This window comes from Bacteroidales bacterium, from assembly GCA_016707785.1.
Taxonomy (GTDB): Bacteria; Bacteroidota; Bacteroidia; order Bacteroidales; family UBA4417; genus UBA4417.
Genome location: JADJGZ010000020.1, coordinates 82640 through 98629, shown reverse-complemented (window position 1 = coordinate 98629; position 15990 = coordinate 82640). Strand labels below are relative to the sequence as shown.

The window sequence follows — 15990 nt, the reverse complement described above, 5'->3', positions numbered from 1 at the left end:
GGCTACACGCTGCAAACTTTTTATTTACTCAACTTCCTTAGAAGCACTGACTAGGAATTTAGTAATTCTTTTGCCAAGAAGCACAAGCTAAAAGCCTGGTAGAGTGTAGCCTGTATCTCGTTATCAAATCATTTAAGGTATTATTGATAGAAATGCTATCTTTAGTTTTAAAAGTAGGATCAGTAGTTCCGATATATTCGACAATATTATTGGTTGAAATAGCTATTTCAAAATTTACTTTTTCATAAACAAAACACTTTGACGGCAAGATATCAGAACTATTTACTAATTGGTATTCCCAATTATCAAACTGATGCTTATTAAAGTTTGTTCCTATCTCTGGAAAGCTTGATAAAGTATCATAACAAGATCTTATTGATCTTTCTCCTACTTCTTTTTGAGTATATCCAGCTTGAGATATAAGTGAAATAAATAGTATCAATGTAATGATCTTCTCCATTTTTTTATTTTTCTTCGAATTGTACCCAACTAGTTTATATGCTCAACTGTGAGTGGAAGTTTGAGAGTATAGCCGTTTCATATGAGGTGTATTGGCGCTATAATTTTTGATTTTTCTATTAATTGCTGTACTATTAATATTCCACATAACATATCGAATATACTAGAAAGAAATGTAGTTGATAGCATGAGAGCAAGATGCTAGGTTTAAACTTATTCAATTTGGTTTTTAAGTACCCAATTCACTTAAGAATATTATATATATTATAGAAGATTTTCTGTTACTTTTAAACAGAACAGCCAAACCAAATATAGATAATTTTTCAGAAAGTTGTTTACAAGGTGAATAACTTATTTGAGAAAAATTTGGAATGGTTACACTTTCTGAGCAAGGCTTTGTGACAAACAAACTTTTAGCAAGTTTCAAGCATTACAGAGCAGATTAATGGATTTAGATCTCAAAGCCAGATTAGTATTATGATTGATTTCTTTAGAAAACTCCCTTATGATGGATTAATGATTACCTTGTTTCAATATATTAAACTCTGATATCGCTTTTTTAACCTTGATCCCTGTCAAACAGTGCAATTCTACCATTTTTTTAAAAAAGAGATGATCCCTTCATTTTTGAGTTTCTGTGCAGTGTTAACACCTACACCTATAAATTTGGCACGTACTCTAATTCCTCTTATAGGTTGTTCTCTTTCTAAATCATGTTCAGATTTTACTACATCAAGATCAAATCCTTTCAATTTACCTAAGGTGTACTCGTGCATTAACATTTTAGCATTCAGAAAGGCAAATCTACCCAGAGCATCTATGTTGAACAGTTTAATCTATCATTCAGATAAGCTGTACCTGATATGAATATCTTAGACAATATTAATCCGGTTAGAAAAATCGTAGAATTTATTGATCATTTTAACAACTTTCACACCGATGACAGTTGAGGAAAAAAGCTACCAATTGAGTTTATCAATAATAAGCAAACATTAAAATCTGCCTAATTAATCCGTAGGAAAAGGTGGCTAATATCAAAGCATTCATTAAGTTTCATCTCTTGGCATACGTAGGGGATTACAGTCTATCGTTTATCTAAACTAGTAGTAAGTTGATCCTAGAATAATTCGAAAAATGTATGCAAATTGTATGCAAATAAAAAAGGGTTTCAAAAAGTCAACCTTCTGAAACCCTTGTCAATTCTTGTGGGCCCACCTGGGCTTGAACCAGGGACCACCTGATTATGAGTCAGGTGCTCTAACCAACTGAGCTATAGGCCCGGGAAACCTTTACCGAAGTATCGGTTGCCATTTAGGCTGCAAATGTACAATTTTTCCACAAAATCTCAAGAGCGGTTTTTTTCTTTCTTGTTATAGGTAATGGAGATCAGGACCCATGGGGAGCCATTGGTTCAAAGTGCCGGGTGCCGGGTGCTGAGTGCTGCGCTGATTTACGCGGATGTCAGTTCGTGCATATTTGGGAGGTAAGTGCTTTATTGCAATTAAAAGCCACAAATAACACAAATGACCCACAAATAAACACAAATCTATTCGCGTAAATCCGCGTTAGATGATCCGCGTTCCATCAAGACAGCCAGCGCCCAAACCCGAAGATTCCCAAGGCAAAATGCAAAATGCAAAATGCAAAATGAAAAACCCGCCTGACCGAGGGAATTGTGCATAAATTAGGATTATTCTGTCAGTCGGGCAGGTGAAAAATGAAAAGTTTACTTCACACCTATCAATCCACAATCCAAGCCAAAGGCTCCCCTTTGGGGCACCCAGCACCCAGCACCCAGCACTCAGCACCAGCACTGTACCCAATCTTAAATCTTCCCAACAAAACAATCCCCACACCACCTCCACGTTATTTTCTAGTATCTTTGCTCCAAATCCATTTATATGAAAAGAGTTTTCATCTTTATGATGCTGGCTATCATTGCCCTCAGCACTTTTGCACAAAAACCATCTGCCGAATCCATCCGTAAGCGTTTCAGCCTGAGTACCACACTGTTCAATGACTTCTGGATGGGAGTACCGGATTCCATCAGCCCCAGGAAAATCAACCAGGGCGTGGATGTATATCTTACCTATAACTTCCCCATGGACCGCAAAGGCCATATGTTCTTCTTTGTCGGTACAGGATTGAGTGCACATAACTTCTACCATAAGGCGCTCATCGGGCTGGATGCCAATCAGAAATCCTATTTTTATAATGTCCCTGCGAAAGTAGGAAGCAGTGAAATCACCTTAAAGAGCTCAAAACTCTCCATCACATATGTGGATATACCCTTCGGATTCCAGTATAAATCATCAAATAAGCTTCATGCTACCCTTGGATTCAAGGTAGGCTGGAGCATCAACGACCATTCAAAGTATAAAGGAACCTCCCTCACAGGAAATGGATTAACAGTGAAGGAAAAATCCATCGGTTTACCCAATATCGAAAATATGCATTATGGCCCATTTGCCACCTTCGGGTATAAATGGTTCGGACTTACAGCCTATTACCAAATCCCATCCGTCTTTGAAAAAGATATGGGTCCTCAGATCTACCCTATTTCAGTAGGGATCACTTTAAAGCCCTTCTGATTATAGGGTAAAAGTTATCAGGGAAATGATGATAACGCCTACAATAAACCCGAGATAAACCTGGGGTGGATTGTGGGCGTTTAATTTTAACCTTGCAAAGCCTGTGATTCCGGAAAGTAACAGCCCGGGTATGATAACGGGCAGAAGTTCAACTCCCATCTTCATTGCTAATCCTGCAAAAGAGGCCACTGCAGCCCCCCAGGCAAGGGTGTGCAGACTGATTTTATAGAATAGATTGATCAGCATCCCGGCCAGCAAGGTGAACAGGGCACCATAGATCATATATAGAAGATAATCAGGTAAAGAGGTCGAACGGAGGATGTAAAGCAGTCCCATATACGACAGTGAAGTAAAGATCAGTGGAAGCGTCCGCTGGGAGGGTTTCTCCAGTTCAATGGAATCCACCATCCTGAAGAAATAAAGGGTGAGGATAATGGCTACAGGTGCGATGAATGTAAAGGCAAAAACCAGGGAGATCAACCAGGCTTTGGCTTCCAATGAAAGGGTAAAGGAAAGAAATAGCGGAAGGTTCAGCAGGACCAGCATGCAATAGGTCGGAACCAGCAAAGGGTGCAGGATGTAAGAAAGGAATGAAGCAAGGCGGGATTCCATCAGGGACTCTGCTTATACGGTTTTCCTGAGCCTGGCAACCGGAATCAGCAGTTGTTCCCTGTATTTGGCAATGGTTCTCCTGGCAATAGGATATCCTTTTTGTTTCAGGATTACCGTGAGTTCTTCGTCGGTAAGCGGACGGCTCTTGTCCTCGGCAGCAATACAATCGGAAAGGATCTTCTTGATTTCGCGGGTGGAAACCTCTTCTCCCTGTTCATTTTGAATGGATTCGGAGAAAAAGCTCTTTAACAGGAAAGTACCGAAAGGAGTTTGCACATATTTGCTGTTCGCAACGCGCGAGATGGTAGAAATATCGAGGTTAACCTTTTCTGCAATATCTTTCAGGATCATAGGCCGGAGCATGGTTTCATCACCATCGAGGAAATAATCATACTGGTATTCCAAAATGGTTTTCATGGTCACATACAAAGTGTTCTGCCTTTGCTTGATCGCATCAATAAACCATTTGGCGGAGTCAATTTTCTGTTTGATGAATAAAACGGCATCCCGCTGACCATTCACATTTCTTTTGCCATGATTTTCGTTGTAGGCTTCCAACATATCCATATAGGTCTTGTTCAGCCTTAGTTCCGGCATATTCCGCTGGTTCAGGGTGAGTTCAAGTTCCCCATCCTTGTTGGTGATCACGAAATCGGGAACAACGTAGTGATTCACCCGGGAGGAGTCGCTCATGGAGTTACCCGGTTTAGGATTGAGCTGAAGGATCACATGAATGGCATCTCTCAGGTCGGTTTCCTTGGCATGGCTTCTTTTCAGAATTTTCTCATAGTGTTTCTTGATAAATTCTTCGAAGTACCGGTCCATAATGGTGGTAGCAAAAATGACGGCAGGAGTGCGGGGCTCACGTTTCAGCTGCAGCAGCAGGCATTCCTGGAGGTTGCGGGCTGCAACTCCCGGTGGGTCAAGCTCCTGGACGATGGAAAGCACTTTCTCGATTTCTTCTTTTGAAGTATGAATATTCTGAGTAAAGGCAAGATCATCAACCATGGCATTGAGGTCCCTTTGCAGGTAACCGGCATCATCAAGGTTCCCGATGATGGTCAGTGCGATGGCTTCGTAAGTGGGGTTGAGTTTCTTCATTCCCAGCTGGGAAATCAGCATTTCATGGAAGGTGGTACCGGAGACAAAGGGGATTTCCTTATGTTCATCATCCTGTGACTGGTTTCCGGCTTCCAGTTTATAGGCAGGAATATCATCTTCATCAAGATAATCGCTTATATCAACATCATAATCTTCGTCGGTCTCCTTGGTCTGGTCAATCTCAGAATCAACAGGTTCTTCACCGGCTTCAGCATTATCATCGTCAAATTCATCAGAGATTTCAAGTACCGGGTTTTCTTCGATCTCTTGTTTAATTCTCTGCTCAAGCGCCAATGACGGGATCTGCAGAAGCTTCATCAGCAAGATCTGCTGAGGGGAAAGCTTTTGCAGCATTTTCTGCTGAAGTCGCTGGTTTAACATATCAATAAGCGATTTATAGTCTTGACTTTATTTAAAGGTAAGTCAAACACCTTCTTTGAGTAGCGGGTAGTAAACGAGTAGTGGTTCGTTTTTATTAAAATTCAGCATTCATTGGAGTCCTGGGGAATGGTATCACATCGCGGATGTTGGCCATTCCGGTAACAAACAATATTAATCTTTCAAAACCGAGTCCAAATCCGGAGTGTGGAGCTGTTCCGAACTTCCGGGTTTCAAGGTACCACCACATATCCTTTTCAGGAATCTCCATTTCCTTGATGCGGTTGTAAAGAACGTCATAATTTTCCTCGCGTTGTGACCTCCAATGATTTCACCAATCCTGGGGAACAACACATCCATCGCCCTTACCGTTTTCCCGTCATCATTCTGTTTCATGTAGAAAGCCTTGATACTCTTAGGATAGTTGGTAAGAATCACCGGTTTTTTGAAGTGTTTCTCCACCAGGTATCTTTCATGCTCCGACTGCAGGTCGATTCCCCATCCTACAGGGAATTCGAACTTCTGTCCGGATGCTAGCAATATATCAATAGCTTCTGTATAGCTGAGGCGGGTGAAATCGTTGTCCACCACCATCTTCAATCGTTCGATCAGTTCAGCATCATACATTTTCTGGAGGAATTCCAGGTCATCGATGCAATGTTCCAGGGCATAGCGGATCAGGTATTTCAGGAAATCTTCCGCCAGGTCCATATTGTCTATGATGTCATAGAAAGCCATTTCCGGTTCAATCATCCAGAATTCAGCCAGGTGACGGGGAGTATTACTGTTTTCCGCCCTGAAAGTAGGTCCGAAGGTATAGATTTCAGAAAGGGCCATAGCACCCAGTTCACCTTCCAATTGTCCGGATACCGTGAGATTGGTGCTTTTTCCGAAGAAGTCTTCAGCATAATTGATCTCACCATTTTCTGTTCTTGGCAGATGGTCCAGATCGAGGGTGGTTACTTTGAACATGGCTCCGGCACCTTCGGCATCTGAACCGGTAATGATGGGTGTATGCAGGTAATAGAAGCCCCTGTCGTTGAAATAGTTGTGAATGGCAAAAGCCATATGATGCCTGATGCGGAAAATGGCTCCGAATGTATTGGTTCTTGGACGAAGGTGTGCGATCTCCCTAAGGAATTCAAGGGTATGCCCCTTTTTCTGCAGGGGATATGTTTCGGCATCTGCTGTGCCATATACTTCAATACTTGTAGCATGAATCTCAACAGACTGGCCCGATCCCGGTGATTCCACCAGGGTGCCGGTAACAGAAAGGCATGAACCCGTAGTGATCAGCTTCATGGTTTCTTCATCAAACCCGGCCAGGTCGGCCACTACCTGGATACTATGTTGAATGGAACCGTCATTGACTGCAATAAATGCAACATTCTTATTCCCTCTTTTCGTTCTCACCCATCCTTTAATGGTAAGTGAGGAACCTATGCCAATACTTGCATAATTCCTTAAAATTTCCGCTATTTTTGTTCGTTTGGTCAATGACATAAAGTATTCAAAATTAATTAGTTGTCAGTTCTTCATTTTTGCGTGGAGGGCAAAGTTAAAAAAAATACTGACTCTTTATCCAGTTTGGCATACCATAAAGATTCCAATCCGGAAGCTGCAATTTTTATTGCAACTTTATACTATTCATTAATTGTTAGTTTGTATAAAGGTAATTCAATGCAGGGCCATTTATGTCAGAAGTCCAAATTTCAATCAAAAACTTCATGAATTGTTCTAATTTTACCGTCTAGTCAGAGAAGATGCAATTTGATATTACACCCTTAAAGGATTGGTTGCCTTTTTCGCACCTGCCGCTGGTGATCAGTGGTCCCTGCAGTGCTGAGAGTCATGAGCAATTGCTCACTACGGCGCGTGCTTTGTCGCGTATTCCGCAAGTCAGGGTATTCAGGGCAGGAATCTGGAAGCCCAGGACCCGGCCTTCCAAGTTTGAAGGCGTAGGAACCAAAGGTCTTGAATGGATGCGGGAAGTGAAAGCTGAAACCGGCTTGCTTACCACGGTGGAGGTGGCCAGTCCCGACCACGTGGAGAAGTCATTGAAACATGGGATTGATATCTTATGGATTGGAGCCCGAACGGTTGTGAATCCATTTTCTGTGCAGGAGCTGGCTGAATCACTCAAAGGGGTGGATATCCCGGTCATGGTCAAAAACCCTTTGAACCCGGATGTTAAATTATGGATGGGGGCGCTGGAACGGTTGAATTCAGTGGGCATCACTAAACTTGTAGCGATACACAGGGGATTTTATTACTATAAACATTCTATTTACAGGAATCACCCTATGTGGGAGATCCCTATCGATTTGCAATGGCAGGTCCCCGGGTTACCCATAATCTGTGACCCCAGCCATATTAGTGGACGAAGAGACCTGTTACAGGGAATTTCACAGAAAGCATTCGACCTGGGGATGTCAGGACTGATGATTGAGTCTCATGTCCACCCGGAAGTAGCATTAACCGATGCAGAGCAGCAAATCACGCCCGAAGCCTTGCAACTGATGCTGGAGAATTTAATGGTGAGGCAGTTTCAGGGAGACCAGGAATTTGAGACCCATCTTGAAGAGCTACGACATGAAATTGATAAAATCGATGCCGAACTGATCGATACCCTTTCAAAGCGGATGACCATTGTTGAGGAGATTGGTCAGTACAAGAAGCAGAATAATATCACTGTTCTTCAGATCCGGCGCTGGAGTGAGATCATTTATGACCGCCTGGGTATGGGGGAAAGGATGGGGCTAAGCAAGGATTTCCTGTTGAAAATGTTGCAACTGGTGCATAAGGAATCCATCAGGAAGCAGGAAGAGATCATGGGGCAGCGTGATGATGATGAAATGTAGCTTTGGGGAAAGAATACAGAATCCAGAATACAGAATCCAGAATACTTCGATGTGCAGAAAAGAGAGAAATCTGTAAAATAAAGATGAATGTCTTTGTAAATGAAGAGGTTAGAAGAAGTAACGTATCTACTTAAACCATAAAGCAAAAACATTCTGACTTCTGGATTCTTGGATTCTTGGATTCCTTTCCCAGGTTGCTCCATTCATGCTGCAGCAGCAAATCCGCCTCTTAATCACAGAATCCTAAAAGGAAGAAACCATCTTCCCTACATCCAGTTTTTCGCTTGAAAAGGAAGATAAATCCTCCGGTGATCAGCACCATGGTGCCCATCAGTACCCAGAAAAAGCTGTGAGAGCGGCCAAAAGGTAATTCCACATTCATACCGTAAAGGCTCGCCAGGAAGGTGAGGGGGAGCAGGATTGATGAGATCAGGGTGAGGGTTTTCATAATCTCATTGCTGCGGTTGGTCTGCATCGAATCGAAGGTTTTCGATAAGCCCTCAATTAATTCCTCATAATCTTCGATCATATCCCACATTTTCTGGTAGTAGTCGAGGATATTTCCCCAGTATTCTTCCATGCTTTCGGCAAACCCTTCAATGGCGCCGCTTTCAAATTTCTGGAAGAGCCTGAGTTGAGGCTTGAAGATGGTATTTAGCAGGATAATATTTCTTCGGGTCAGGGAGATCCGTTCGATGGTTTTATCAGCCTTTTTATTGAACAGGTCCCGGTTGATCAGTTCTACTTCAATTCCCAGTTTGCTGATCAGGGATAAGGTTTCCTGCATCAGCTTTTCAAGGATTTTGTAAAGTAAGGCATCGGAAGTACCGGCTTCCAGAATTTCGTATGGATCCTTATGTTCCTTGGCACTATCGAACAAACTGGTAACTACCCAATGGGGTTTACCGATGGTGATCACATAATCCTCGCCCCAGAATACCTTTACTTCCTTGGTTTTAAGGAAGCGGTTCCAGCGGTCATAAGAAGGGAAGTGGAGGATAAGAAAGTAGTAATCGTCGTAAATATCGATCTTAGGGCGTTGGTTTACACTTCTACAGTCTTCAATATCAAGGGGGTGGAAGTGGAAATTGTCTTTCAGGAAGTCCAGGTCCTCATCGGTAGGGTTCTGGATATTATGCCACCGTAAGGTGCCGATTTTAATGGTCTGAATCATAGGAATAGCCCCGTTTTTTGATCGTATGTACTTAATTGTCTACATCCCGGTATGGAATTTTTGATTTGTCGCGCAAAAGTACGCTTTTTTATTGGGTTAGAAGAAAAGTATTTCAATTGTCGTGCTTCGACTCTGACGGTTAAAAGGTTATTTCACTTTTGTTGAAGATTAGCTTAACCGTCAGGCTCAGCATGACAATTGAAAAAGGGAATAATTTCACTTTTTGATGCAAACTAACTTAACTGTCAGGCTCAGCATGACAATTGAATTCTTAATTTCACTTTGTGCAACCTCCAATTTAACCGTAGAATCAGCTCAATTGAATTCACTTTTGTGAAGATAGCTTAACAGGGCTCAGCGACTTGTATATTCTGATTTTAGTTTACTTTTTCTGCAAACCTACTTTCAGGCCAAGACAATTGACATTTAAGAACTGTAAAATTTTCCTATCTGGCCCGCCTGACCGGCCAGTTTATCTTCCAAAAAGGCCTTTTTTGGTCAGTCGGGCAGGCTCCTGGATTCTGTCCGCCAATTGGCGGATGGATTCTTAGGGTACTACTATATATGACAATCTTAAATCATCTTCCTCGGATCCACCCATTCGGTGAATTGTTCATCAGTAAGCAATCCCAGTTCCAATGCGGCTTCCCGGAGGGTGGTCCCTTCTTTATGGGCTTTCTTGGCGATTTTTGCAGCATTCTCATACCCTATATGGGTGTTGAGTGCAGTTACCAGCATGAGGGAGTTTTCAAGGTGGTTGGCGATATTCCTTTCGATAGCTTCAATACCGATGGCACAATGATCATTGAAGGATACGCATGCATCACCGATGAGTCTTGCAGCCTGGAGGAAGTTGTAGATCATGACCGGCTTAAACACATTCAGCTGGAAGTGGCCATGGGTGCCGGCAACGGTAATTGCGGCATCGCAGCCAATCACCTGTGCACAGACCATCGACAAGGATTCGTTCTGGGTTGGATTGACTTTCCCGGGCATAATGCTGGATCCAGGCTCATTCTCTGGCAGGTGAAGTTCCCCTATGCCGCAGCGTGGACCGGAAGCCAGGAGGCGGATATTATTTGCTATATGCATAAGGCTCACAGCCAGGCGTTTTAAAGCCCCGGAAGCTTCAACAATGGCATCATGAGCGGAAAGTGATTCAAATTTATTCTCAGCAGTCACAAAAGGATAACCGCTCAACCCGGCAATTTTCTTTGCAACCAGTTCAGCATATCCTTTTGGGGCATTGATCCCGGTCCCGACTGCTGTTCCCCCCAGTGCAAGTTCTGAAAGGTGCGGGAGTGTGTTTTTCAGCGCCCGGATTCCATGATCCAGCTGGGATACATAACCGGAGAATTCCTGTCCCAGCGTCAGGGGTGTTGCATCCATCAGATGGGTCCTCCCGATTTTCACCAGGTGTGCGAACTCAGCCGATTTCTTTGCCAGGGTATCGCGAAGGAGCTGAACCCCGGGCAGGGTTGTTTCAACCACCATTTTATAGGCAGCAATGCTCATGGCGGTGGGAAAGGTATCATTGCTGCTTTGTGATTTATTCACATCGTCATTGGGATGCAACGGACTCTTGCCTTCACCCAGCACTCCACCGGTCAGGACATGTGCCCTGTTGCTGACAACTTCATTTACATTCATATTGCTTTGAGTTCCTGATCCTGTCTGCCAGATCACCAGCGGAAACTGATCATCAAGTTTTCCTTCGAGGATTTCATCGCACACCTTACCAATCAACTCACTTTTTTCTGCAGAAAGAACCCCTAAATCCATATTGGTCATTGCAGCAGCCTTTTTTAGAATGGCAAAAGCCCGAATCACCTCTTTCGGCATCGAGCCTTCAGGACCTACTTTGAAGTTTCCCCTGGAACGTTCAGTCTGGGCACCCCAGTATTTGTCGGCCGGTACTTCCACCGGTCCCATGGTGTCTTTTTCAATTCGAGTGTTCATGATGTTGAGTTTATTGCTGAATTTTTATGGCTGTTTCTCAGGATAACCGGTTTGCTGCCATGACCTAAGAATTTGATAAAATGACACTTCCGGATAATGGCAGCTGTATCCTTAACCAAGCGTAAGTTAGTGATTTTTCTTTTCCGGGATCACAGAATTTTATCAATCACATTGGCAGGTTGTCCAAGCACAGCCTTGTAGCCTTTCATCACAATGGGGCGCTGAATCAGTTTTGGATTTTCCAGCAGAATGGTGATCCATTCTTCATCGGTAAAGGATTTCCCCCGAAATTTTTCTTTGAAAACATCCTCTTGTGTCCGCACAATATCAAAAGGCCTGGCATTAAGTTTCATCAGTACCTCCTTCAAATATTCCCTGCTGAATGGGGTTTTCAGGTATTCAATCACCTGGTATTCAAGTCCTTTGTTTTTAAGGTATTCAAGTCCTTCGCGGGATTTGCGACATTTCGGATTGTGAAAAATGGTGATCATTTCTATAGGATTAAAGGGATTTATAATATGAGCCGGAAAGATGAAACGGTTGCCTTTCTCTACTCTTTAAGATACAATCTGAAGAGTACTTCTGTGCTGTCTTTAGGATTTACGTAGGAATGGATCAACTTAAAGTCTGGGTTATGCTCAAAATCGTGAACATAAGGGGCAAAACTTACTGAAGTCCAGATATCCCAAATGATCAGTGCTGGTGATTGAATCTGTTCCAGCGGCATTTCAGAGAAATTATTATGTAAGCTAAGGTCGAAATGGTTGATTCCCATTGCATGGCTGAAGTAGGGTTCAGAATAATACAAATGGTAAGCCGGGTAATCTTGTTTCACTTTCTGGCTGATCTCTTTCATAATCAGTAATTCAGGCTTTTGTGAGAAATCCTTTTTGAAATTAAAAGAAGCCGGGTTGTGCAGAAAAGGGAAGATTATTACAAAGCTTAAAAATGCGATCGTTAGTAGTTTGAAAACAATATGTTTCTGTTGGCTGAGAAAACCCATGGCATATAAGGAGAATAGTGCTCCTAAAGGTGCCAATGGGATAATAATCCGGATCAAACCGAAGGCTGTAAACAGTCCCAGGTACCATGTGAGTGTATGGAACAGGAAATTAGCAAGGAATAATACCAGCAACAAAGTATATTCTTTTGGAAATTCCTTGATCTTTCGGGCCAGGAGATGGAACGACAGGAGCAGAATGCCTGAAACACTACTTATGGCCAGTGGAACCCCAACTGTGAGCAGCCATTGTTCTGCATAATGAGTAAGAGTGCCACTCCCATAATTGCTATGTACTTTATAAGGAATCTCAGTAATGATCCAGAAGATATCTTTACCTGCGATCCAACCAGCAAGGCTGAAAACAAGCGGTCCTACAACCAGGAACGGTATGGATTTCCAGGCCCTTACCCAAACAAGAAATGCGGCAGCAATTACAATGAACATCACACCTTCGGTTCGTATGAACGGCATGAATGAAACGACGATCGCTGCAGGGATGTATTTTTTGGAAAGTAAGAGGTAGAAAGCAAGTACCAGGAACAATCCAAAGAGGGGTTCAGTATAGCCGGAAAAAAGCAAAATGAAGTAGGTAGGGGCAAAGAAGAGAAATACCGGTGCCAGCCAGGGGTTTTGAAGTTTGAGTTTTTTTGCTGCTAAAAGAACCAGCAAGGCAGAAAACCATCCTGCCAACCCATTGAATAGCTTCATCCCCGGGAAACCCAGCTGGGCAAAGGGTGAGGCTAATAAGGTAAAGACAGGTTTTGCCCATAGGTCCAGGTACCGTATGGGGTCCAGGGGCGCATACCGGGCAAAATAGTAATGAACGATATTATCACCACTTTCCCTTTCAAATTCAACAAAGAAGGAGAGATACAGAATTGGCAATGCCAGCAAAGCCATTACGGCTATGCTGATGATATCGTCCTTCTGTAACCGCTTCATGATTTAAAGCATTGGTAAACAGTGGCTGAATCCGGAGAATTAATCAGAATCCCTTCCAAATTCCATAAGAAATGCCTTTATGAAATCGTTCAGATCGCCATCCAGCACTTCAAAGGCATTGGAAGTTTCATAATCCGTCCGGAGATCTTTCACCATTTTATAGGGGTGAAGCACATAACTGCGTATCTGGGAGCCCCACTCGATTTTCTTCTTTTTCCCTTCGATTTCGGCAATTGCTTCTTTCTTTTTGCGTAACTCGATCTCATACAGCTGTGATTTCAGCATCTGCAATGCTTTTTCCCTGTTCTGCAACTGTGAGCGTGTTACCTGGCATTCAATGATAATCCCGGTGGGTTCGTGACGTAACCTGACAGCCGTTTCCACCTTGTTCACATTCTGTCCACCAGGGCCGCTGCTGCGGAATGTATCCCAGGTGATATCTGAGGGATTGATAAGGATGTTAATATTCTCATCTACAACAGGATATACATATACTGATGCAAAAGAGGTGTGCCTGCGGTTGGCTGAGTCGAAAGGGGAGAGCCTCACCAGTCGGTGGACTCCATTCTCTCCTTTCAGGTATCCGAAAGCATGGTCTCCTTCTATTTCAAGAGAAACGGATTTGATTCCGGCTGTATCACCTTCATTCAGGTCGAGTTCCCTTACCTTATAGTTATTCCTTTCAGCCCACCGGATGTACATGCGCATCAGCATTTGGGCCCAGTCCTGGCTTTCAGTCCCACCCGCACCAGAGTTGATCTGCAGGATAGCACTGAGTTTATCTTCCTCGTTGTTAAGCATGTTCCTGAATTCGAGGGCATCAATCGACTTCATCAAACCTGCAAAATATTGTTCCACCTCTTGTTCTGTGGATTCACCAGCCTGGTAAAAGTCGAAAAGAACTACGAGGTCCTCATATCCTGCATAGGCTTTGTGGTAGTCTTCAGTCCAGCTTTTCTTCTCCTGGATTGTTCGCATGATGATTTCTGCTTTCTTGGGATCGTCCCAGAAACCAGGTTCATGCGTTACTTTTTCTTCTTCTGCAATTTGGGCTAATTTATTATCGATGTCAAAGGAACCTCCTCAGGGCATCAAGCCTCTTTGCGGCATCTTTCAGGTTTTCAGTGTTTATCATCTGGGTATTATTAATGATTGGTAATTCAAATTATGTTTGTATGTAAGTCCAGGGTATTGCTAGTCCAAATTCCAGTGTCGTTGAGTGCCATCTGGGCGTTGCCTGGGGGGTAGGGTGCCACGAAGTTGAGCCTTTACTCTGAGTGCCAGGTGCTGAGAATTGAACCGGATTTATATTTTTTCGTTTCATTTTATATCAAGAATCCACAATCCTCAATCCGACATTCCACATCCTCAATCCGACATTCCACATCCAACATTCCACATCCGACATTAGACATCCGACATTCTACATCCTTTCATTTTCAAATTCTCTTCATAGTTTTCCTGATCAATTCGGGCTCAAACCCTTTAGAGGCCAGAAAACGCATCACTTTTAGGGGTTCAGAACTTCCCTGGGTTTTTATTTTTTTCTTTGCAAGTTCAATCAGGCATTGAGTGTAGGATTCTTCTTCAATTTCTTCAAGCGCATTTATGATCATCTGTTCAGGTATACCTTTGGAGTGGAGTTCATACCTGATTTTTATCCTTCCCCATTGGAGATTTCTGAATTTCCCCCTGGCAAATGCCTTCGCATATCTTTGCTCATCAATAAATCCCTCACTTAATAACCTCTCCAGAATCTTCCCGACGTGAGTATGGTCAACATTCCAATGTTTAAGTTTATCCTTTACCTCACTGATACAATGATCCTGGGCGGCACAATAGTCAGCCGCTTTCCTGAAAGCTACAGCTTCATCCGGGGGATCGGAAGTTCTTTTGGAGAGCAGGATCATTCGGTTTAATAGAAATCAGAAAGAACAATGTCGAAAACCAATACAGAATTGGCCGGGATCTTATCACTGGAAGACGCTCCATAGCCATAATCGGAAGGGATGAACAGCTTGCCTTTTCCCCCTTTCCCGAATTTGGGAATGCCGATCTGCCAGCCTGTGATGGTTTGTGAAAGGCCAAAAGTCCGTGATGTACCTGTAGTTTCATCAAATACAGTTCCATCAGTCAGGTAGCCTTTATAATGGACTTTTACTGTTGAAAAAACAGAAGGATGATCGGAGCTACCCGGATTTTCAATCAGGTAGTAAACACCTTCGGGAGTGGCAGTAGCAGTAAGTCCTTTGGCAGCAAGATAGTCCTCTATGATCTGTTTGTCACGGGCTGAATAATCTTCTTCTTTAGAGCATGCTCCTGTCAGCAAAAGTGACCCCAATAATAAAAAACCGAAAAATAATCTCTGTCGCATAGGGAGTAGATGAACCGACAAAATTAAGCATTTCAGAGGAAGTATAGATCACTCCTAAAACTAAAATGGATTTGAAGGGTTTGGAGTTGACCGTTTGACACCACCTCTTTTATTGATATTCAATCCCTTCGGGATTTGAGGGTGCTTAGGGCTGCATTGGTGGATCTGTTGGGGACTGACTCCTGGTGTTATTGATGTTGAATCCCTTCGGGATTTTATGCTGCTGGGGGCTTCATTTGGTAGATCTGTTTGGAACCGATTCCTGGTGTTATTGATGTTGAATCCCTTCGGGATTCTGGACTGTTAGGGCTTCATTTGGATCTGTTTGGTGACTCCTGGTGTTATTGATGTTGAATCCCTTCGGGATTCCAGGTGTAGCATTGGGCTGGTGTCATTGAAGGCGCAGGGAATCCCTGGGATTCTTGGGGGTTTGGGTTTGGGGTCGGGGGGGGGGGGCGGGGGCCCCCACTCCCGGAACCAAAAAACCCCCACCCCGTGGGTTAGAAAAGAAAGCACTCTGACCCGAAGGGTCAAAT

The 15990-nt window shown here is 43.2% G+C and carries 13 protein-coding genes, 1 tRNA gene and 1 pseudogene; 2 read left to right on the top strand and 13 right to left on the bottom strand.

The window, feature by feature from the left end; translation table 11 throughout:
• Positions 1 to 58: 58 nt before the first annotated feature.
• From IPH84_12590 to IPH84_12580, 3 genes are all read right to left on the bottom strand, one after another.
• Positions 59 to 460, bottom strand: coding sequence for a hypothetical protein (locus tag IPH84_12590; GenBank protein MBK7174042.1), 402 nt, complete (start codon positions 458 to 460; stop codon positions 59 to 61).
• Positions 461 to 1049: 589 nt separating this feature from the next.
• The gene (locus IPH84_12585; protein MBK7174041.1) at positions 1050 to 1211 is read right to left on the bottom strand and encodes a hypothetical protein; all 162 of its coding nucleotides are present in this window, start codon (positions 1209 to 1211) and stop codon (positions 1050 to 1052) included.
• A gap of 454 nt (positions 1212 to 1665) precedes the next feature.
• Positions 1666 to 1739 (bottom strand) — tRNA-Ile (locus IPH84_12580).
• A gap of 621 nt (positions 1740 to 2360) precedes the next feature.
• Between IPH84_12580 and IPH84_12575 the strand changes: the two genes are divergently transcribed.
• Complete coding sequence (locus tag IPH84_12575) at positions 2361 to 3050, top strand: outer membrane beta-barrel protein (protein MBK7174040.1); 690 nt, start codon at positions 2361 to 2363, stop codon at positions 3048 to 3050.
• On the opposite strand, the gene IPH84_12570 is transcribed toward IPH84_12575, so the two are convergent.
• From IPH84_12570 to asnS, 3 genes and pseudogenes are all read right to left on the bottom strand, one after another.
• Positions 3051 to 3662 carry a hypothetical protein gene (locus IPH84_12570; protein ID MBK7174039.1) on the bottom strand — a complete coding sequence of 204 codons (612 nt, stop codon included), beginning with the start codon at positions 3660 to 3662 and terminating at the stop codon, positions 3051 to 3053.
• Positions 3663 to 3674: 12 nt separating this feature from the next.
• Positions 3675 to 5144: an RNA polymerase factor sigma-54 gene (gene rpoN, locus IPH84_12565; protein MBK7174038.1), complete on the bottom strand. Its 1470-nt coding sequence runs from the start codon at positions 5142 to 5144 to the stop codon at positions 3675 to 3677.
• Between the two features lie 94 nt (positions 5145 to 5238).
• Positions 5239 to 6644, bottom strand: a pseudogene (gene asnS, locus IPH84_12560) (asparagine--tRNA ligase).
• Positions 6645 to 6904: 260 nt separating this feature from the next.
• Here asnS and IPH84_12555 point away from each other — a divergent pair.
• On the top strand, positions 6905 to 8002 hold the full coding sequence (locus tag IPH84_12555) for a bifunctional 3-deoxy-7-phosphoheptulonate synthase/chorismate mutase type II (GenBank protein MBK7174037.1): 1098 nt from the start codon (positions 6905 to 6907) through the stop codon (positions 8000 to 8002).
• A 229-nt stretch (positions 8003 to 8231) separates the two neighbouring features.
• Here IPH84_12555 and IPH84_12550 read toward each other — a convergent pair whose 3' ends face one another.
• The 7 genes from IPH84_12550 to IPH84_12520 all read right to left on the bottom strand — a co-directional run bounded on the left by IPH84_12550 (position 8232) and on the right by IPH84_12520 (position 15454).
• Entirely contained in the window at positions 8232 to 9176 is a 945-nt protein-coding gene (locus tag IPH84_12550) for a magnesium transporter CorA family protein (GenBank protein MBK7174036.1), read from the bottom strand.
• A 573-nt stretch (positions 9177 to 9749) separates the two neighbouring features.
• The gene (gene fumC, locus IPH84_12545) at positions 9750 to 11135 is read right to left on the bottom strand and encodes a class II fumarate hydratase (protein ID MBK7174035.1); all 1386 of its coding nucleotides are present in this window, start codon (positions 11133 to 11135) and stop codon (positions 9750 to 9752) included.
• Between the two features lie 149 nt (positions 11136 to 11284).
• On the bottom strand, positions 11285 to 11626 hold the full coding sequence (arsC, locus tag IPH84_12540) for an arsenate reductase (glutaredoxin) (GenBank protein ID MBK7174034.1): 342 nt from the start codon (positions 11624 to 11626) through the stop codon (positions 11285 to 11287).
• Between the two features lie 59 nt (positions 11627 to 11685).
• Positions 11686 to 13080 carry a hypothetical protein gene (locus tag IPH84_12535; protein MBK7174033.1) on the bottom strand — a complete coding sequence of 465 codons (1395 nt, stop codon included), beginning with the start codon at positions 13078 to 13080 and terminating at the stop codon, positions 11686 to 11688.
• Positions 13081 to 13119: 39 nt separating this feature from the next.
• Positions 13120 to 14215, bottom strand: a protein-coding gene (gene prfB / locus IPH84_12530) for a peptide chain release factor 2 (protein MBK7174032.1) whose coding sequence is annotated in 2 segments (ribosomal slippage) — positions 13120 to 14151 and positions 14153 to 14215 — 1095 coding nt in all. Because the reading frame shifts where the segments join, the coding sequence is not laid out codon by codon here.
• 304 nt (positions 14216 to 14519) lie between these two features.
• Positions 14520 to 14990 (bottom strand): RecX family transcriptional regulator, encoded by a 471-nt coding sequence (locus IPH84_12525; protein MBK7174031.1) that lies wholly within the window; start codon positions 14988 to 14990, stop codon positions 14520 to 14522.
• Positions 14991 to 14995: 5 nt separating this feature from the next.
• Positions 14996 to 15454: an FKBP-type peptidyl-prolyl cis-trans isomerase gene (locus tag IPH84_12520; protein MBK7174030.1), complete on the bottom strand. Its 459-nt coding sequence runs from the start codon at positions 15452 to 15454 to the stop codon at positions 14996 to 14998.
• Positions 15455 to 15990: the final 536 nt, after the last annotated feature.

Excerpts from the sequence above, each read along its gene's own strand:
- IPH84_12590 (MBK7174042.1), bottom strand. The coding sequence starts at position 460 with ATGGAGAAGATCATTACATTGATACTATTTATTTCACTTATATCTCAA.
- IPH84_12575 (MBK7174040.1), top strand. The coding sequence starts at position 2,361 with ATGAAAAGAGTTTTCATCTTTATGATGCTGGCTATCATTGCCCTCAGC.
- IPH84_12570 (MBK7174039.1), bottom strand. The coding sequence starts at position 3,662 with ATGGAATCCCGCCTTGCTTCATTCCTTTCTTACATCCTGCACCCTTTG.
- rpoN (MBK7174038.1), bottom strand. The coding sequence starts at position 5,144 with ATGTTAAACCAGCGACTTCAGCAGAAAATGCTGCAAAAGCTTTCCCCT.
- IPH84_12555 (MBK7174037.1), top strand. The coding sequence starts at position 6,905 with ATGCAATTTGATATTACACCCTTAAAGGATTGGTTGCCTTTTTCGCAC.
- IPH84_12550 (MBK7174036.1), bottom strand. The coding sequence starts at position 9,176 with ATGATTCAGACCATTAAAATCGGCACCTTACGGTGGCATAATATCCAG.
- fumC (MBK7174035.1), bottom strand. The coding sequence starts at position 11,135 with ATGAACACTCGAATTGAAAAAGACACCATGGGACCGGTGGAAGTACCG.
- arsC (MBK7174034.1), bottom strand. The coding sequence starts at position 11,626 with ATGATCACCATTTTTCACAATCCGAAATGTCGCAAATCCCGCGAAGGA.
- IPH84_12535 (MBK7174033.1), bottom strand. The coding sequence starts at position 13,080 with ATGAAGCGGTTACAGAAGGACGATATCATCAGCATAGCCGTAATGGCT.
- IPH84_12525 (MBK7174031.1), bottom strand. The coding sequence starts at position 14,990 with ATGATCCTGCTCTCCAAAAGAACTTCCGATCCCCCGGATGAAGCTGTA.
- IPH84_12520 (MBK7174030.1), bottom strand. The coding sequence starts at position 15,454 with ATGCGACAGAGATTATTTTTCGGTTTTTTATTATTGGGGTCACTTTTG.